General features: G+C 66.8%; 15 protein-coding genes and 6 pseudogenes. 14 read left to right on the top strand and 7 right to left on the bottom strand.

Annotation, left to right across the window (positions count from 1 at the left end; all coding sequences use genetic code 11):
* Nucleotides 1–7: 7 nt before the first annotated feature.
* A complete protein-coding gene (locus tag FHR33_RS48395; protein WP_183662951.1) occupies nucleotides 8–208 on the bottom strand; it encodes a hypothetical protein in 201 nt (66 codons plus the stop codon).
* Between the two features lie 176 nt (nucleotides 209–384).
* Between FHR33_RS48395 and FHR33_RS48390 the strand changes: the two genes are divergently transcribed.
* Nucleotides 385–726, top strand: coding sequence for a hypothetical protein (locus tag FHR33_RS48390; RefSeq protein ID WP_183662948.1), 342 nt, complete (start codon nucleotides 385–387; stop codon nucleotides 724–726).
* Nucleotides 727–1,411: 685 nt separating this feature from the next.
* Here the strand turns inward: FHR33_RS48390 and FHR33_RS51445 are convergent.
* A pseudogene (locus FHR33_RS51445) lies at nucleotides 1,412–1,616 on the bottom strand (IS5/IS1182 family transposase); the annotation flags it as partial.
* 231 nt (nucleotides 1,617–1,847) lie between these two features.
* Nucleotides 1,848–1,994, bottom strand: coding sequence for a hypothetical protein (locus FHR33_RS48380; protein WP_183662945.1), 147 nt, complete (start codon nucleotides 1,992–1,994; stop codon nucleotides 1,848–1,850).
* Between the two features lie 216 nt (nucleotides 1,995–2,210).
* Here FHR33_RS48380 and FHR33_RS48375 point away from each other — a divergent pair, with 216 nt between their 5' ends.
* From FHR33_RS48375 to FHR33_RS51435, 11 genes and pseudogenes are all read left to right on the top strand, one after another.
* The gene (locus tag FHR33_RS48375) at nucleotides 2,211–3,254 is read left to right on the top strand and encodes a sigma-70 family RNA polymerase sigma factor (protein WP_312896117.1); all 1,044 of its coding nucleotides are present in this window, start codon (nucleotides 2,211–2,213) and stop codon (nucleotides 3,252–3,254) included.
* Nucleotides 3,254–3,556 (top strand): hypothetical protein, encoded by a 303-nt coding sequence (locus FHR33_RS48370; protein WP_183662942.1) that lies wholly within the window; start codon nucleotides 3,254–3,256, stop codon nucleotides 3,554–3,556. Before FHR33_RS48375 ends, FHR33_RS48370 begins: the two co-directional genes overlap by 1 nt.
* Nucleotides 3,557–3,650: 94 nt before the next feature.
* Nucleotides 3,651–5,264, top strand: a complete 1,614-nt coding sequence (locus FHR33_RS48365) for an MFS transporter (RefSeq protein ID WP_312896116.1) — start codon at nucleotides 3,651–3,653, stop codon at nucleotides 5,262–5,264.
* A 100-nt stretch (nucleotides 5,265–5,364) separates the two neighbouring features.
* A complete protein-coding gene (locus FHR33_RS48360; RefSeq protein WP_183662939.1) occupies nucleotides 5,365–6,012 on the top strand; it encodes a DUF899 domain-containing protein in 648 nt (215 codons plus the stop codon).
* 44 nt (nucleotides 6,013–6,056) lie between these two features.
* The gene (locus FHR33_RS48355) at nucleotides 6,057–6,746 is read left to right on the top strand and encodes an alpha/beta fold hydrolase (RefSeq protein WP_183662936.1); all 690 of its coding nucleotides are present in this window, start codon (nucleotides 6,057–6,059) and stop codon (nucleotides 6,744–6,746) included.
* Between the two features lie 481 nt (nucleotides 6,747–7,227).
* A complete protein-coding gene (locus FHR33_RS48350) occupies nucleotides 7,228–7,926 on the top strand; it encodes an SDR family oxidoreductase (protein WP_183662933.1) in 699 nt (232 codons plus the stop codon).
* A gap of 59 nt (nucleotides 7,927–7,985) precedes the next feature.
* A complete protein-coding gene (locus tag FHR33_RS51440; RefSeq protein ID WP_312896115.1) occupies nucleotides 7,986–8,807 on the top strand; it encodes an HAD family hydrolase in 822 nt (273 codons plus the stop codon).
* A gap of 33 nt (nucleotides 8,808–8,840) precedes the next feature.
* Nucleotides 8,841–9,683 carry an MBL fold metallo-hydrolase gene (locus tag FHR33_RS48340; RefSeq protein ID WP_183662927.1) on the top strand — a complete coding sequence of 281 codons (843 nt, stop codon included), beginning with the start codon at nucleotides 8,841–8,843 and terminating at the stop codon, nucleotides 9,681–9,683.
* Nucleotides 9,684–10,843: 1,160 nt separating this feature from the next.
* Nucleotides 10,844–11,275, top strand: coding sequence for a roadblock/LC7 domain-containing protein (locus tag FHR33_RS48335; protein WP_183662925.1), 432 nt, complete (start codon nucleotides 10,844–10,846; stop codon nucleotides 11,273–11,275).
* A 235-nt stretch (nucleotides 11,276–11,510) separates the two neighbouring features.
* Nucleotides 11,511–12,590: pseudogene (locus tag FHR33_RS53635) on the top strand (transposase domain-containing protein); the annotation flags it as partial.
* A complete protein-coding gene (locus tag FHR33_RS51435) occupies nucleotides 12,515–12,748 on the top strand; it encodes a hypothetical protein (RefSeq protein WP_246453907.1) in 234 nt (77 codons plus the stop codon). The pseudogene FHR33_RS53635 and the gene FHR33_RS51435, both read left to right, overlap by 76 nt.
* Before the next feature lie 19 nt (nucleotides 12,749–12,767).
* Here FHR33_RS51435 and FHR33_RS48320 read toward each other — a convergent pair.
* A pseudogene (locus FHR33_RS48320) lies at nucleotides 12,768–13,313 on the bottom strand (IS5 family transposase); the annotation flags it as partial.
* 232 nt (nucleotides 13,314–13,545) lie between these two features.
* On the opposite strand from FHR33_RS48320, the pseudogene FHR33_RS48315 reads away from it, so the two are divergent.
* Nucleotides 13,546–14,967 (top strand): annotated as a pseudogene (locus FHR33_RS48315) (ISL3 family transposase); the annotation flags it as partial.
* Nucleotides 14,968–15,255: 288 nt separating this feature from the next.
* Here the strand turns inward: FHR33_RS48315 and FHR33_RS48310 are convergent.
* Nucleotides 15,256–15,495 (bottom strand): annotated as a pseudogene (locus tag FHR33_RS48310) (transposase family protein); the annotation flags it as partial.
* Between FHR33_RS48310 and FHR33_RS48305 the strand changes: the two are divergent.
* Nucleotides 15,451–15,903, top strand: a complete 453-nt coding sequence (locus FHR33_RS48305) for a group II intron maturase-specific domain-containing protein (RefSeq protein WP_183663221.1) — start codon at nucleotides 15,451–15,453, stop codon at nucleotides 15,901–15,903. The pseudogene FHR33_RS48310 and the gene FHR33_RS48305 sit on opposite strands and share 45 nt — an antisense overlap.
* Before the next feature lie 82 nt (nucleotides 15,904–15,985).
* Here FHR33_RS48305 and FHR33_RS48300 read toward each other — a convergent pair.
* Nucleotides 15,986–16,339, bottom strand: a pseudogene (locus FHR33_RS48300) (helix-turn-helix domain-containing protein); the annotation flags it as partial.
* Between the two features lie 463 nt (nucleotides 16,340–16,802).
* Entirely contained in the window at nucleotides 16,803–17,942 is a 1,140-nt protein-coding gene (locus FHR33_RS53070; protein ID WP_183662907.1) for an SGNH/GDSL hydrolase family protein, read from the bottom strand.
* Nucleotides 17,943–17,996: the final 54 nt, after the last annotated feature.

Raw genomic sequence — 17,996 nt, 5'->3', positions numbered from 1 at the left:
TGGAGTACTAGACGCTGCCGTTGCTCCAGCGCCGCCAGTGGTAGTCCTCGGGGATCAGCTGAGTTATCGGCAGGAAGCAGTCGAAGATTGGCTGGATCTCCTCTTGCTCACCCCAGCCGCGTGACTGACCATAGATTTCAACTTTATTTGCGTGCACGCCATCGAGGCAGGCGACGGCATCCGCAGGATGGCCGAGTGGGTACGCCATCTGCTTGGCCTTGGAAGTTCTAACGCAAAAGTTGAACGGTCTCCAGCGGATGAGTGCGCAGACGAGGCTGAGGGTACGCGTATTAAACACCTCATGCGCCCCGTTGAGATCGGCGTTTGCATGTTGCAAATCGTCTAGAGTTATTAGCATAATTTTCTTCTGGGAATGCTTTTCACATGTACGCTATCGAAATCGTCCGGTTCACAGTCAAAAAGGGTGCCGAGCAGGCTATGCTCGCTGAACGTCCAGCGATGGTTCGTGCGATTCGGCTGCGGCATCCGATATACATGGACGCCTATCTGGCAAGGCTGGACGACGGCAGTTGGGTCGATTTGGTTATTTGGGCTGATCGTGCGCAGGCTGAATCGATCACCGAGGACATTCACTTAGATTCTGACATCGCCAAGTGGTTTCGTCATATCGACCAGATATTGGGCTCTGACTACGCTGACATCCACGACATCAACCGGCTGAACATCAAGCCTTACGGCCTAGGAGCTTCTAACGCAATAAGGTGATGCGTCGCCTGGCAGGTGAGTGCGCAGGCCAGCTGGAGGAAGGCGTCGTGGATGTCGGCGCAGACCGCTCACAGTCGTTCGAAGTGGTGCAGCAGGGCGAATGTCTGCTCGACGACCCAGCGTTGTTGCCTAGATGATTGATGCCAGGGCATAGCTGCGAGAGGTTTGATCGTGGCAACAGTCACGCGGCGGCGTTTCGATCCGGAGTTCCGGGCGGGTGTGTGAGTCCCCGCAGGCGAAGGCCACATCTCTTCAGGGGACGGCCTCATAGCTGAACGCCGAGAGCGAGCCGGCACCCACACAACCTGGAAGAGGAAGAACTGCCGGAGCGGAAGCCCGCCGGTACGGCAACGTCTCTCAGTTTTACCCGGCACATCCGCCAGAAGCTGATCACTGATGTCCGCGCCGCGAACTCTTCAGCAGAAGCCGGTGACTTCGGTGGAGGACTCATCTACTACGGAATGATCTACGGCGATGCCCCGGCGAGCGATCAATACTACGTGATCACCATCACCACGACCCCGCTATTGGACCAGGTCCGGCCTGGACAAGTGGCAGTACCGAGGCGTCTACAACGAGCAGGCATGCCCACCGCCGGTACCGCCCAAACTTCATGACCTGTGGGGGAGCCATTGGCGAACTCCCGAGCCGAACAGCCGTCGTTCCTGCTCCGAATGAGGCACGGTTCGTAACGGACACGTAGCCGTTTGAACTGGTGGAGCCAGGCGAAGGTCCGCTCGACCACCCACTGGATGCCCAGGAGCCGTGCGGCATGCCGTGGAGGGCGATGACCGGCGTGATCCCTCGCTTGTGCAGGTGACGACGGTGGTGTCGTAGCCGCGGGCGACGTACAAGCGCCGGGGTTTGTGCCGGGGACTGTCGCGCACTCCGGGGTTGAGGAACCGGGGAACAGCCGTTATCGATGAGAGTGATCTTGCGTGGGATGGCGACGGTTCGCGTCGGGTTGGTCTGGAACTCCTGAAGCCCCGGCGAGCCGCAAAGTAGTACCGGGACTCCTATGGCTACAGCCAGGGGGCAACGTAGAGCGTGAGCTCCGGTGGATCGTGGGGCCCTTTAAACTACTTGGCCTTGGGGCTTCCCCCACAACGTGGACACCGGTTTCAGGCGGCAGACTTCAGGCTACCTGTCGTCTTTTCGTAGTCGATCGGGCTGAGCTGGCCGAGGCTGGCGCCGCACGTGAACTGCGCGACCGCGTAGCGGTAGGGGGCTGCCCTGAACGCGCTGCTCGACAGGTCGACCGTGCTCATCGGCTCGCTCCCCGCCAGGCGCCCGGCGAAAGTCGTCGCGCCCGTGCGCTGCTCCGTCCGGTTCTGTTGCATCGTGGTTGCCGGCCGAAGGGCGCCGCACCTTCACGATTGCGGTGATGATCCCCGCCGGACGGGTGAACGATGAGTTGTCGCCCCCGTGACCGTCTTACTGTTTGAGGACTGTCAGCAGGTCAGCAGGAGGGCGGTGGACCCATCGTGCACACGGGCGGAACCAAGCCGGGCCGGGCGGTGGGCGACGCGTTCGTCGCCGTGGAAGCGGGGGACGAGGCGGCGTTCACCCGAGCCGTCGAGGCGCATCGTCACGAGCTGCAGGTGCACTGCTACCGAATGCTCGGCTCGTTCGAGGACTCTGAGGACCTCGTGCAGGAGACGTTCCTGCGCGCATGGCGCAAGCGCGAGAGCTTCCAAGGGCGCTCCACGTTCCGGGCGTGGCTGTACCGCATCGCGACGAACGCGTGTCTGGACTTCCTCGACAGCCACCTGCGGCATCCCCGCAACCCCGATCCGGCGCACGTGGCGCGGCCGATCGGCTCGGCGCTGCCCCAGGCGGAGATCCCCTGGTTGCAGCCGTACCCGGACCGGCTGCTGGATCTGGCGGCCCCGGTCGATGCGGAGCCGGACTCCGAGGTGGTCGCGAGGGAGACTATCGAGCTGGCCTATCTCGCTGCGATCCAGCACCTGCCACCTCGCCAGCGGGCCGTGCTGATCCTGCGCGACGTGCTCGGCTGGCCCGCGAGCGAGACCGCCGCGCTGCTTGAGAGCAGTGTGGCCTCGGTCAACAGCGCGCTCCAGCGGGCGAGGGCGACGCTGAAGCAGCACCTGCCGGAGCGCAGGCTGGACTGGGCGCCGACCAGCGACCCGAGCGAGGAGGAACGCGCGGTGCTGCACCGCTACATGGACGCCACCGAGCGCGCCGACCTGAACGGGCTCGCCGCACTCCTGCGCGAGGACGCGCGGTTCACGATGCCACCGGAGCCCGCCTGGTACGAGGGTCGGGACGCGATCATCGCGAGCTGGGCGCCGAGCCTCGTCGGACCCAACGCCCTGGGCAACCTGAAGCACCTGGTCACCTCGGCCAACAGGCAGCCTGCGGTCGCGGCCTACGTCCGCGCGGGCGACGGCGGGGACTACGTGCCGCTGGGTCTGGACGTACTCCGCATCGAGGGGGGAGTGGTGGTGGAGGTCACGTCTTTCGCTCCACGGTTGTTCCCGGCGTTCGGTCTGCCCCCGACGCTCTGATGGGCGACGAGGGGGAACCGATCTCCTTCCTGGGGCGGAGGCTGCCGGCCGCATTCGAGCTCCACGTGGTCGTGGTGGCTCCCGGCGGGGTGCACGCCTACGACGGTGCCGAGTGGCGTGACGCCATCGTGCTCGTCGAGCACGGCGTGATCGAACTGGTGTACTCCGCCGGCGGCGGCCGGGTCTGCGAGACCGGTGACGTTATGTGGTTGGACGGCCTGCCGGTGCGCGCCATGCGCAACACGCGGGACGAGCCGGTCGTGCTGGTCGCGGTGTCCCGGCGGGACGCCGATAGGGCCTGAGCCCCACGGCGACCGATCAGTTTTCCGCCGACCTCCCGTCACAACGGGTGCGGCCCCGGGCGTGGGTCGCCCCGACGACGAGAGGATTGAGACCGTGACTTCTGCCGAGGCACCACCGCGCGCCGGCAGGAGGGAGTGGATCGGGCTGGCGGTGCTGGCCCTGCCCACTCTCCTCCTGTCCGTCGACCTGAGCGTGCTGAACCTGGCGCTGCCACAGCTGAGCGCCGGCCTGAGCGCCAGCAGCGTCGAGCAGCTGTGGATCATCGACATCTACGGCTTCATGATCGCCGGATTCCTCATCACCATGGGCACGCTCGGTGACCGCATCGGCCGCCGCAAGGTGCTGATGGCCGGGGCCGTCGCCTTCTGCCTCGCGTCGGTGATGGCCGCTGTCTCGACCAGCACGGAGATGCTGATCGCGTCCCGGGCGCTGATGGGCATCGCCGGCGCGACTCTGAGCCCGTCGACGCTGGCGCTGATCAGCAACATGTTCCGCGACCCCAGGCAGATGGGGACCGCCATCGGCATCTGGGTCAGCTGCTTCATGGGCGGCATGGCACTCGGCCCGGTCGTCGGCGGCGCCATGCTGGAGTTCTTCTGGTGGGGTTCGGTGTTCCTGCTGGCGGTGCCGGTGATGGGGCTGCTGCTCGTGCTGGGCCCGATGTTCCTGCCCGAGTTCAAGACCCCGGAGGCGGGCAAGCTCGACCCGCTCAGCGTGGCGCTGTCCCTGGGCGTCATCCTGCCGGTTGTGTACGGCATCAAGGAGCTCGCCAAGGACGGCTGGGGCGCGGTGCCGGTGGGCGCCATCGTCGTCGGCCTGGCGCTCGGCGTCGTGTTCGTGATCCGGCAGCGGAGCCTGGCCGAACCGCTGATGGACCTGCGCCTGTTCGCCAACAAGTCCTTCACCGGCGCACTGGTCATCATGCTGTTCGGTGCCGCGATCGGCGGCGGCACCATCCTTGTAGTCAACCTGTACCTTCAGACGGTGGCGGGGCTCTCGCCGTTGCAGGCGGGTCTCCTGATGGTGCCCTCCGGCTTCGCGATGGTCATCGCCGCCATGACGGCGCCGGCGTTCGCGCGGCGGTTCCGACCGGCCAACGTCATCGCGGTGGGACTCATCGTCGCCGCCCTCGGCTACCTCATGCTCACGCAGGTGGGCGCCGTGGGCGGTCTGGTGATCGTCGTGATCGGCGTGTCCATCGCCAGCGCGGGCTCCGGGCCGCAGGCGGCGTTGACCACCAACCTCATCCTAGGCTCGGCGCCGCCGGAGAAGGCGGGATCGGCCGCGTCGATGTCGGAGACCAGCGGTGAGCTGGGCATGGCACTCGGAGCCGCGGTCATGGGCAGTATCGCCACCGCCGTCTACGGCGCCCAATTCGCCAACACGGCCAGCGCGGCCACTCCTGCCGAGGTGTCCGAGGCCGCTCAGCGGGGCGTCGTCGGCGTGGCGGAGGCCGCCCGGCAGCTTCCCGCCGACCAGGCCGACGTGCTGCTGACGCAAGCCCGCGACGCGTTCACCACCGGGCTGAACGTCGTCGCCATCGTCAGCGCGGTCCTCCTCACCGGTCTCGCGCTCCTCGCGGTCACCACGCTGCGGCACGTTCCGCCGACCGGCGCGGTCGAGGTCGCCGCCGAGGAGTCCGTTGACGAGGATGCCGACGGTTCCCAGGACACCGGGGCACCCGAAGGGGCCATCCGCGCGACGTGACGACCCGGCCGCACCGTGCCGGAGCAGGGGAGCGACGTCTCCCGTGCGCCCCGGTGCGACCAGTTCCAGATCGACAACGAGAGTCCAGGAGAGAACGCTGATGACCCCTCCCGATGTCGTCTCACAGGACGAATGGCTTGTGGCCCGCGAGAAGCTGCTGGCCAAGGAGAAGGAGCTGACCCGTATGAGGGACAAGGTGAGCGCCCAGCGGCGCGACCTGCCGATGGTCGAAATCGTGGAGGAGTACGAGTTCGACGGACGGCACGGCCCGGTGAGCCTGCTCGGCCTGTTCGAGGGCCGCAGGCAGCTGATCGTGCGCCACTTCATGTTCCACCCAGACTGGGACGAGGGCTGTGTCGGCTGCTCACTCCAGGTGGACAACCTGGGCCACCCGGCGCACCTGCACGGCCGCGACACGTCACTGGTGCTCGTGTCCCGCGCGCCGCTGGCGAAGATCGAGCCGTTCCGGCAGCGGATGGGCTGGACGACGCCGTGGTACTCGTCGTTCCGTACCCGGTTCAACCAGGACTTCAGCGTCACCAACGCCGACGGTGGCGAGTCGTCCGGCCTGAGCGTGTTCCTGCGCGACGGCTCGCGGGTCTTCCACACCTACTCGTCGTTCTCCCGCGGGGGCGACATCCTCATCAACACGTACAACTACCTCGACCTCACGCCGCTGGGCAGGCAGGAGGCCGAATTGGACTACCCGCAGCAGTGGTGGCGCCACCACGACAAGCACCACGCGTGACCCGACCCGTCCGTCCCGCCCACCACCCCGGAGGTCCTCCAACCATGGCCACCTACGTCCTGATCCACGCCGCCGCTGTCGATTCCTGGTGCTGGCACCTGTTGGAAGCCGAACTTCGCGCGCGGGGACACGACGTGGTGGCGGTCGACCTGCCGTCTGACGACGACTCCGCCGGGCTGGCGGAGTACGCGGACATCGTCGTCGACGCCGTGGGCGACCGGAATGACGTCGTCGTGGTCGCGCACTCGTTCGGCGGCTTCACTGCGCCGCTCGTGTGCGAACGACTCTCGGCAGACCTGCTCGTCATGCTCCAGGCCCAGATCCCGTTGCCGGGCGAGGCTCCGGGAGACTGGTGGGGCAACACCGGTTATCCCGAGGCGAGGAGCGAAGCAGACGAGCGGAACGGCCTGAGCCCCGAAGCGGCCGACGACCCGATGGTCCTCGTGCTGCACGACACGCCACACGAGATCGCGACGGAGTTCCTCACCAGGCAGCGCGACCAGTCGGGCACCCCGTTCGGGCCACCGTGGCCGCTGGAGGCGTGGCCGAACGTGCCCACCAAGGTCCTGCTGGCGCGCGACGACCGCTTCTTCCCGCTGGAGTTCATGCGCCGCGTCGCCCGCGACCGGCTGGGCATCGAGCCGGACGTGATGCCCGGCGACCACTGCCCGATGCTTGGTCACACCAAGGAAGTGGCCGACCGCTTGGAGGAGTACCGCGTAGAGGTGCGTTAGCGCGGGAGCGGAGCACGTGCCGGCACGTCCTCTTCGGTGGTGCTCAGGTCGGCTCCGCTCGTTCTCGCCCTGCTGCACGGCGCCTCCAGCCGCGAGATCCGCCATCTGCGCCTGGATGACATAGATCCTTGCCGCCCATGCCATCCGCCTCGGGTCCAGCAGCGCCACGGCCGATGTCAGCGCGCCGACCGCCCACCGGATCCGTCACCCGCCCCGAACCGCCTGTATCACCCGACAAGATCACCAAGGGACCTGGGCCGAAACTCTTTGGACATCACCGCTCATCCGATTCCTTTCGTCGAGCCGCCGAGTCTGTAGAGGGGGCGGAACTACGACGATCGACAGGGAGCGACCACTTCTGTGTCGGTTCGGCAAGGGCCGCTGCAGGGCACCCCGGCAGTTCCGAGGGAGACGACACGGTCGGCTTATCGAGGTCTGTCGAATTGCCAGGCCGGAGCCACCATCAAGCCTAGGAGAATCAATGAAGATAGCCGGAAGCACGGCTTTTGTTACCGGCGCCAACCGCGGGTTGGGTCGGCGTTTCGCAGAGCAGCTCGTGGCCCGGGGCGCCATCGTGTACGGCGGTGTCCGGAACGTCGCTTCGCTCGATGTGCCTGGCGTGATCCCGATCACGATCGATGTCACGGACGCCGCGTCGGTGGCCGCCGCGGCGGAGGAGACATCGGGAGTATCGCTGCTGATCAACAATGCGGGTTCATACACGGGTGCGTCTGTGTCCGATGGCTCCTTGGAAGACATTCGCCTGGAGATGGAGACCCACTATTTCGGCACGCTCGCGGTTAGCCGTGCGTTCGCCCCGCAACTGGCCGACAACGGCGGCGGCACGATCCTCAACGTGTTGTCCGTGCTGTCATGGGTGACCTATCCGGGATACAGCGGCTACGCCGCGGCTAAGTCGGCGCAGTGGTCGCTGACCAATGCTCTGCGACTCGAACTCGCGGCACAGGGCACCAGCGTGGCCGCCTTGCACGTCGGCTTCCTGGACACCGACATGGTCGCGTCGGTCGATGCTCCCAAGAGCGATCCCGCAGTGGTCGCCGCGCTGTCGCTCGACGCGCTGGAGGAAGGCTCCGTCGAGATCCTCGCCGACGAGGACGCACGGCAGGTCCAGTCGAACCTGGCCGGCGGAGTTTCTCGGCTGTATTCGGACGCCAGCTGAGCAGCCGGCGTCCGGGCCCCTGCGATGTCGTTCATCTCGATCTCGGCTTCGCCGTCTGAGTGGACGACGCGCGGGCGCCGTCGGCGGGCCAGCAGGTCACGGCCTCCTGCGACCCCGGTGATCTGCTGGTCTCGACGACCGCTTCCTTGGCACCGCCGCCGAACTTCCCCTCCTCGAAAGCAGCTTCTCCACCTCATGACCCACCTCAGCGACATGCTCGTGCTGTTCGACGTGAAGGGCACCCTCATGGACGACACCCTCCGCGCGCACGCCGCCACCAATGGTGTCCTCTCCAGCAGGCGCATAGCCCTCCTGTCCTTAACGGAGTTTCTCCACCGGTTCCGCCTGCCTCTGCTCGATTTCCTCACCGACCTGGGCGTCGCCGACTCCGACATCGCGCTCGAGGAGTGGAACCGCGCTCTCGCCACTGCGAGGCACCCGCTCGCGCCGGGGCGGAGCAGTTCCTTCGGAGCCTGCGCGGTGCCGGCGCCCGTGTGGGCGTCGTCTCCGCCGCGGCCGCCTCGGCCGTTCAACGCGACCTTGACCGCACCGGGCTTGCCTTCTACCTGGACATCGTCGTCACCGACGCCGACGACAAGATCGCACACCTGGACGCCCACCGCGCGAATCACGCAAGGCTCGTCTACGTCGGGGACACCGAGTACGACATAGCTTGCGCCCGGACCGCCGGCTATATGGCCATCGCCGTCACCGGTGGTTATCGTGCGGAATCCCGCCTCCAGGCCGCCTGCCCCGACGCGATCATCAACGGGCTGGGCGAGCTGCCGCGTGTCCTCAGGCATGAGGCCACGGATGTCACTCCACCCGGCTCGGCAGGAGACACCGGGATCACACATCGGCGGCGAAACTTCCAGTTCTGAGCACATCCTCTAGCGTCAGGAGACTCGCGACACATGCGCGTACACCACCTCAACTGCGGCACCATGGATGCCCAGGGCATCCAACTCGTGACCCACGTCCTGGCCGTCGAAACCGACCAAAGCCTGGTGCTCGTGGACACCGGCTTCGGCACCGCCGACCTCGCCGACCCCACCGGGCGGCTCGGGCCGCTCCGCCTCCTCCTGAACCCGGCGTGCTCACCCGCCGAAACCGCGATCACCCAGATCCGGTCGCTCGGATACACCGCTGACGATGTCAAACACATCGTGCTGACCCATATGGACCTCGACCACATCGGCGGACTGGCCGACTTCCCGACCGCAGTCGTGCACACCACCGCCGCTGAACAGCGGGCCGCCATGATCATCCCGGACGAGATGGAGAAGCAACGCTACCGGCCAGCCCAATGGGCCCATCGTCCCATCATGTCGGCCTACGAAGGCCCAGGGGAGCCGTGGCGCGGCTTCACCGGCGCCTACCAGGTCAACGGACTCGACGACCGATTCGCGCTCATTCCCATGCCCGGCCACACCCGAGGCCACGCAGCCGTCGCCATCGACGTCGGAGATGGCAGGCTGCTCCTTCATGCCGGCGACGCGATGTTCGACGGCAGCAGCGCGAACCTCACAGACCACACCGGACGCCCGTTGGAACCCCGGCCGGAGCTCCGCCAGTTCGAACAGATGGCCGCCATCGAACCCGGTGCCATCGCCGCCAACCACCACCGGCTCACCCAGCTCAACACCGACCCCAACGTGGAGATCGTCTGCTCCCACGACCCCCGCGTCTTCACTGCGATCACAGCTCTCCGCTCGGGCCTGTCTGCCGAAACTGGCCACCCCCTAACGGGGCCATAGTGGAGGCCTTCAAGCGCTCCTCTTGGGGGGCGGTCCAATGGCGAGCGGGACTGTACAAAGAACACCGCTGACGACCACGTAGCGCGGCTGATCGAGCGCCATCAGGTCGAGCTCACACGACACGCTTTACGCTCAGGAAGAAGGCGGCCGATCCGACGCCTTCGGCGGGTCTGCGTGGAAGGTGCACTCTGCAGGGGCATTAAGCCCTGGCCGCTTCGGCCTCAAGCATCGAATTTAGACCGAACAGAAACAGAGTTCTGTCTGGTATATCTTCTAGGGCAGACGATAGCTTTGCTTCTCGATCGTCGGCTTGCGTTCCCCGGCGTGCGCAACCTCGTGGGGGGCACCGCCCCGCCAGTGGCAACTATGCCCAGTATGTCGACGCTGTGTCGGCACGCCACGACAGAAGACGCCTGGTCGCGATGATGGACCGGGTCCAGAAGCACTTGTAAGCTCCGGGATCGGCCGCTGAACGCGCCCGGCTGGTCCCGCTCAGGTCGGCGTCATGTAACAGTCCGCCGGCCTGTTCGGCCGTGTCTCCTTCCGGGTCTCTTTGTTCCTCGGCCCTGGTACGTAGTGATGGTTGCTCGTCAAACGGGGACCTCGCAACGACCGCACGACACCAACGCACCCATCAAGATCAGCAAGATCGCCAATGAGACATATGGTGGTTTGCCGCCACAAAAGGCACTAATGCCTGCGGATTTGGTGTGCAGATGGCGGGCTGCGACCCACTCGGCGCGATCCTCACGGTCTCTCCCGGTAGGGCGGCTCGGTTCCCTTCTCGTAGCGCCAGTCAATCCAGGTCGACACGGCACCAGCCTGCTCATCGGGGTCACTGTCCTGCAGAACTACGAACTCGCCCGAGGATGAAAGGGGCTCATTGTGAGATGTGTCCAGCGAGCTCAAGGAGCCACCCCATACAGCCTATGGGGCGTAAACCGCCAGGAAACCCACTGATTTCGGTCAACTTTGCGAAGCCCAGGGCTATCTGAAGCTGCCCCTTCCGTTTCGCGCCACAATGGATACGCAAGGAACCGGCTGAGCTGGAACATATGGACTATGTACGTCCCCCGCTGTGTAGCGCCCTCTGACATGGTCGAGATGTTAGATCCGCAGTGGGCCGGATTCATGCAAGACGATCGGTCGGGAGACGATACGTGACAACCAGCGCGAGCGCAGGGCTGAACTGGCTGCTGGATGAACTGATCAGCCGGATCAACGAGGCCGAGCACGCCATCGTACTCTCCTCCGATGGACTGTTGATGGCCTCCTCGGCGGCGCTGCAGCGAACCGACGGCGAGCACCTGTCGGCCGTGGCCGCCGGGCTGCAGAGCCTTGCCAGGGGCGCCGCTGAGCTCGTGGGTGGCGGCGCGGTTCGGCAGACGGTGGTGGAGTGGAATTCTGGGTTCCTCATCATAAGCGTGGCCGGGGAGGGGGGCTGCCTGGCGATACTCTGCGATCAGGCTGCGGACATCGGCCTGATCGCCTACGAGATGGCCATGCTCGTCGCGCGCGTGGGCTCATATCTGACCTCGGCTGCACGCACCGTCGAGACGCTCGCCGGAGCGAACAGCAACCACGCCGGCTGAGTCCACGGGCGATCAATAAGCGTTCTTCAACCAACCGCCGCAGGTAGGCGTGGGCCCGGCAGGAGATCGGGGCGCCGGCGTTGGGCTCCCCCGCCTACACGGGATGACCGTGCCGATGGCGACCGCACGCCCCACGGGCAAGGTCGAGCTGCGGGATGACGGCGCTGTGTCCCCAAAGCCGGGGCCGGAGTCAAGGCCAGGTAGTTAGGGCTTTCGTGGTGCCTCGCGTGTCGGGGTCTACTTCCTGCTGGCGATGTGCCTGTTCCCGGAGGTCGGATACCTGGTGGGATGGCGGAAGCTGACGGCCTCGCTGACCGCACTGCCGGTAGTGACGCCCACGGCCAAAGCTCTGCATGACCTGCGTCGCCGGGTGGGCGGCGCGCCGATGCGCCGCCTGTTCGAGGTGCTGTGCGGGCCGCTGGCCCAGCCCAGAACTCCCGGAGTGCGGTTCGGCCCCTACCGCACGGTCTCCTTCGACGGCTGCAGCTCGCTCAAGGCCCCCGACACCGCCCGTAACCGAGCCTGGCTCGGCAGCCCCGGCCATGGCGGTTACCCCCTGCTGGAGCTGATGACGCTCGTCGAGACCGGAACCAGGGCCCTGATCGGCGCGGTCTTCGGCCCCACCGGCGAAGGCGAGACCGGATGCCCGGCGCCTGCTGCACCTGCTGAAGCCGGACGTGCTCGTGTTATGGGACAAGGGCTTCGACGGCAACGTCTTCCTCGCCCAGGTCGCCGCCACCGAGGCGCAAGTCCTGGGCCGGCTGCGCAGCAACCGGCGCACCCCCATCCTGGCCCCGCTCGCCGACGGCTCCTATCTATCGGTGATCGGCACCCTGCAGATCCGCATCATCGAGGCCCGCGTGACGGTGACCTGCGCGGACGGCACCACCTTCGCCGGCACCTACCGCCTGGCCACCACATTGACCGACGCTCGTCGCTACCCGGCCGCCGCCCCGGTCAGCCTCTACCACCAGCGATGGGAACACGAGTCGGCCTACTATGCGCTCCGCCACGCGATCATGCAGGGGCGGATACTGCGGTCAGGCGACCCTGTCGGACTCGAGCATGCCCCTTCACCCGGTGGAGTATCCGCAAACTCCTCGCCTGCCTGGCAGACAACCCCACCCGCATCGTCGTGGTCGGCCGGGAGCTGCTGCGCCAGTACTTACGCGAGAACAAGATCTCCTTCCAGCGCACTCGCACCTGGAAGGATCCCGCCCCGCTCCCCCAGTTCCCCCTGTGTCGGCGGACCGCCCGACCCGGGACCCAGTCGACATCACCGTCGACGCCTGCACCCGCTTCGCCGCTCACCTGATGCTGCTGTCCCGCCAGTTCGGCGAGCACGGCCTGGACGACGGCGAGCGTGAGCGCCTGGCCGCTGCGTTGGCGATCTCGGGGCGAGCACTGACGACGGCGGCCGCGGCCGCTGCAGCCGCTGGCGGTGGGTTGCCGAACACGACGCCGCCCACCTAGGGCGCGTATCGAGTCGTGATCAACGGGTGGTCCGGGTGAGGTCCTTGACCCAGATCATCGAGGCGCGCAGATGGAGGCCGGCGAGGTAGCTGGCTGGGGTCTTGTCGTATCGGGTCGCTACGCCTCGCCAGGCCTTGAGCTTGTTGATCAGGCGCTCGACGGTGTTCCTCTCCTTGTAGAGGTCGGCGTCGTGACTGACAGGCCGACCGCCCGCGGAGCCCTTCTTCCTCCGGTTGGCGGCCTGGTCTCTCTTCTCCGGGATCACTGCCTTGATCCCGCGTCTGCGCAGGTGGGCCCGGTTGCCGCGGGAGGAGTAGGCCTTGTCGGCGGCGACCGCGTCCGGCCGGGTGCGGGGACGACCGACGGGGACGCGGACCCGTATCTTCCCCAACACGGGGATGAACTGTGGGCTGTCCGCGGCCTGGCCCGCGGTCAGCACGAACGCCAACGGGCGGCACTTGCGGTCGGCGGCCAGGTGAACTTTGCTGCTCTGCCCGCCCCTGGAGCGCCCCAGCAGGGCGGCCTTCAGCCGGAGTTTTCGCCGGCGCCGGACACGTCGTCGCTCCTCCCGCTCGCTCTACCGGTCCAGGCCTCACCGTGAGGGCGAATCGACACATTGATCACGACCCAATACGCGCCCTAGGGGCGCCACGTCCCGCCTGATCCGCTCGGAGTGAGAATGGGCGAGCCGGGCCGCCGTTATCGCCGCGCAGCCGACAACGTCACCGGGACTGTAAGAACAACGGGTCTGGCCCGTAATCGGTGGTGGCACTGAGTGATCCCTGCCAGGCTGGGCCGTGCTGAAGATCGACGATCTCACGGGTGTGGTATTTGCGGGTCTGTCTGCCCTGGTCATCGAGGGAGTAGAGGACGAGGACGACCTTATTCGGGTCATGGCCCGTACGCGCGACGAGCCGGTACCGTGCCCGGCGTGTGGGGCGCTGACCGGTCGGGTGCACGGCTACACGAGCCGGACGGTCGCCGATGTCCCGGTCGACGGGCGGCCGGTGGTGGTGTCGCTACAGGTACGGCGTCTGCTCTGCCCGGCGCGGGGATGCCCTCGGCAGACGTTCCGTGAGCAGGTGCCCGGGTTGCTCGAGCGCTACCAGCGTCGAACCAGCAGGCTCACCGGACAACTCGGGGCAGTGGTCAAAGAGCTGGCCGGCCGTGCGGGTGCTCGGCTTTCGGCGGTTCTGTCCGTCACGATCTCGAGGTCCACAGCGCTGCGGCTGCTGGTGCGGCTGCCGCTGCCCCCGCTGCGGGTCCCGCGCGTGCTGGGTGTCGATGACTTCGCTCTCAAGCGCCGTCACCGTTATGCCACCATCCTGATCGACGCCGAGACCGGCGAGCGGATCGATGTTCTGCCCGGCCGCGGTGCCGATGTGCTGGAGACGTGGCTGCGATCCCACTCGGGGGTCGAGATCGTCTGCCGCGACGGGTCGGGCGCCTACGGCGAGGCGATTCGACGTGCCCTGCCGGATGCGGTACAGGTCGGCGACCGGTGGCACCTGTGGGCGAATTTCTGTGACAAGACCCTCGCCGAGGTTCGTTCCCACAGCGCCTGCTGGGCCACGGTCAACCCGCCCCGGCCCGCCGGCGTCCACGAACAGACCACCCGCGAACGCTGGCAGCAGATCCACGACCTACTGGACAAGGGCGTCGGCCTCTTGGAGTGTGCCCGCCGACTGAACCTGTCCCTCAACACCGTCAAGCGCTACGCCCGCACCCAGAAGCCCGAGGCTTTGCGCCGCGCTCCGCGTTATCGCCCCACTCTGGTCGATCCTTACCGCGATCACCTCCGGCAGCGGCGCGCCGCCGACTCAGCTGTTGCAGTCCAGCAGCTGTTTCGCGAGATCAAAGAACTCGGCTACACCGGCAGCCTCAACCTGCTCTACCGCTACATCACCCAAGGCCGAGCCGAAGGAGAACGGCCCGTCATCACCCCGCGCCGCCTGGCACGCCTCCTGCTCACCCACCCCGATCGGCTGCGCGATAGCGACACCCAGCTGGTGCAGGAGCTCACCGCCGCCTGCCCCGAACTGGCCGAACTCGCCCACCATGTCCGCAGCTTCGCCGGACTCCTCACCCCAACTGCAGGCAACGACGCCAAGCTCACCGCCTGGATCACCACCGTCCGCGCCGCTGATCTGCCTCACCTGCACGGCTTCGCCAACGGCATCGAACTCGACCGCGACGCCGTGAACGCCGCTCTGGCTATGCAGGTGGAACCGGGAGCCATATGTCGGTCGGTTTGAGAGCCACTTGCTGATCAACTGCCTTGGAGTGTTAGTGAAAAGGGACGACGTGGAGGTACGGCCGTAGGCAGCAGGTGAGACACCGATGATGGCGCGGAAGCGCCGCCGGAAGCGGGACGAGGTGGCGAACCCGCCCCAGCCGGCGAGCTGGGGCAGCGTCACCGGCCGGTCCAGGTGTTCCAGGACCCATGCCCGGGCTTCGGCGGTGGTCACCTGCGACGGTCCGGTGACGGGTCATTCGATGAGCCCTTTTCATCCTGAGTAGCGGCCCTCTTCGATGAGCTGCAGGACGAGGATGGCCTGCACGAGTGCGGTCGCCCGATGCGGGCAGCAGCGCAGCTTGGTCAGCACCTTCCAACTCTTCAAGATCGCGACGGCGCGTTCGCCGATGGCGCGGATGCGGGCGTGGGCGCGGTTGACGTCTCGCCTGCGGGAGAGCCCGGGCCGATGGCGATGTCGTTTGAACGGTGTCCGGATCGTGCCTTCATCGCCAAGCGCCCGATCCGGCAGGTGAAGGAGAAGATCCGTGCCCTCACGAACAGGACGTCGCAGCAGGACCCGGGGACCGTGCTGAGGAGGATCAATCAGATCCTGCGCGGGTGGGTCAACTACTTCAAGCATGCGGTGTGCAAGACCACGCTGAAGTCCCTCGACCGCTTCGTGTGGTGGCGGGTCACCAGCTGGTGGATGACACGGCACCGCTGGAGCTGGAAAGACCTACGCCGACGCTTCACCGACCACGACGGCCGGTGGAAACCCCTCACAGCGAACGGGGCCGAACTGTTCGCCCCACAATCGGTCGCGGTCACCCGCTACCGCTACCGGGGCAACACGATCCCCACCCCCTGGCCCGCGAACCACGCCTCAACGGCACGGACCGTGGAGAGCCCGGTGCGGTGAGAGTCGCACGCCGGGTTCGGTGAGCGGCACGGAGAAACGGACCGGTGGCAACACCAGCACCGCGCTCCGTGCCGACTCGACAGTACGGCCGCTCGTCTGCCAGGCGGTCGATCGGGATGAGGGTGCCATCCAGGATGGCGTAGGCCAGCCAGGCCGCGCGCGCCGCGGCGGCCTGCACCTCGTCGGCCAGGATGGCCAGCAGTTCGACGCTTTCCTGGACGTAGCGCCAGGCGGTGGTGGTGCCGACAGAGAAGCCGGCGGCCAGGCGTGTGTAGGTGTCGCCGTTGCGCAGGTGGGCCAGGACCAGCAGCGCTTGCCGGACCGGGTCTAACTTCCGCCATCGGGAGCAGCGTTCGGCCCGCTGGGTGCGGATGAGGTCGGCCAGGCGGGTCAGGGTGTGGTTGGACAGGGGAATCGAGGCACGATAAGACAGCAACGAGGCTCCCGGTTGGGGCATCGGATCTTGGTCGACTGCCACCGCACCAGCACGTTCAAGCTGTCGGCCGATCCGCTGTTCGCGCCAGAAGGTCGTCGCCGTGGTGGGGATCTATCCGACCCGCCGGAACACGCGGAAGTGCCGTGCGTCGGTGAGCAGTCCTTGATCCAGGCGCTGGGTCGGTCGCAGCCGGTGCGGACGGTGATGGCCGAGCATGCCCGAGCGGGCGCACCACGACTACCTCGTCATCGCATCGCCAGCCGTTCGCCGCCTTCAACATCGGCGACAGACGTGTCATCGGCGAACTGCACCGCCAGCACCGCGCCGCCGAGTTCAAGAAGTTCCTCGTCAGCACTGACAAGACTGCGCCGCCGAACTGGATGTCCGCCTGAACTGCGGCGACCAAGCCACGCACAAGACCCTGGCGATTAGGTGGCTGGCATCCTGAAGTGACGGTTTTCGGTCACCGGAGCGGCCCGTCGCCCCCGAATGCGAGAGGCAGGAAGCGCTCCGCAATGCGGCGGTAGCCGCTCGCGTTGGGATGCAGGCCATCTGTTAGGTCCCCAGCGTCACCAGGGCCGAAGAGGGCAAGCCCGTCGATGGTGTGGAGGTTCGTGTCGCCCTCTTTGCGGCGGATGGCGGCGTGCTGGTGGAGGAGGGAGCGGATCCGGCTGAGGGACAGCGCCTCAGCGGTCAGGTCGGCCGGCCTTTCGATGACGCGGATCTGCTGGTCGCGGCCTAAGGGTGTGGGGCCGGGGTGGTGCTCGGCGATAGGGCAGATGATCGGAGTCACAATGACGATGGGTGTGGTCGGGTGGCCGTCGCGGATCGTGTCGAGGAAGCCGTGGAAGGCCGAGACAAAGGCTCGCTCGCGCATGGAGTCGGTACTGAGAACGTTGAGGCCGAGTTCGAGACTGATCGCGGTGGCGGGCAGGTCACGGATGGTGCGGGCGGTGAATTGGTCGAGGTGGGACTGCCCGGCGAGGGCGAGGTTGAGCAGGGATCGGCCTGCCGATCGGGCGACGATCGCCGGCCATGTGCCGGTGGGGCGATCAGCCTCAGCACACTGGCTGATGGAGCTGCCGTGATGCACCCAAAGCGGACCTGCGGTCGGTGCTGGTCGCAGGGATGACCCGTCGTTGATCCGGACATCCAGCAGCTTCAGCATCGCTCCGGCGGGAAACCAGATCTCGACTCGTCGTTCGACCTCGGATACGCCAAGGTCGAATCGCAAGGTAGCAGGGCCGGTCGGCTGGTGTTCCATGGTCCAGGTGACGGGGTCTATCACGACGAGCGTCTGCTCTGTGGTGGTCACCGGGTCTCGCAACTCGCCGTCCAGTACGAGATCGAAGGCGCTGCCGGAGGAGGTCGCGCCCAGCATGAGGAACTCGGTGAGTTGGACATCGAGGATCAGAGCTGAGGCGTCGGTGAGGGCCTCCATCCGGATCCCGGCGGGTACGGCGCTCATGGAGTCGAGACCCATGTCGTCGAGACGGGCTCGCACCGTACTGGACGAGCGGTGGAAGGTGACACCGGACGGGTCGGTGGTCGTCTCCACAGCGCCGACGACACAGGCGAGCGCCGCTTGCAGGACGGATTGCACAGGCAGGTCCTCTCGGAGGGGTGTGGCACAGTGAACGATGTACGGGAGACCTGC

This window comes from Nonomuraea dietziae (assembly GCF_014195505.1).
GTDB classification, from domain to species: domain Bacteria; phylum Actinomycetota; class Actinomycetes; order Streptosporangiales; family Streptosporangiaceae; genus Nonomuraea; species Nonomuraea roseola.
The sequence above is the reverse complement of the archived record's forward strand: the minus strand, read 5'-3'. Positions and strand labels throughout refer to the sequence as shown.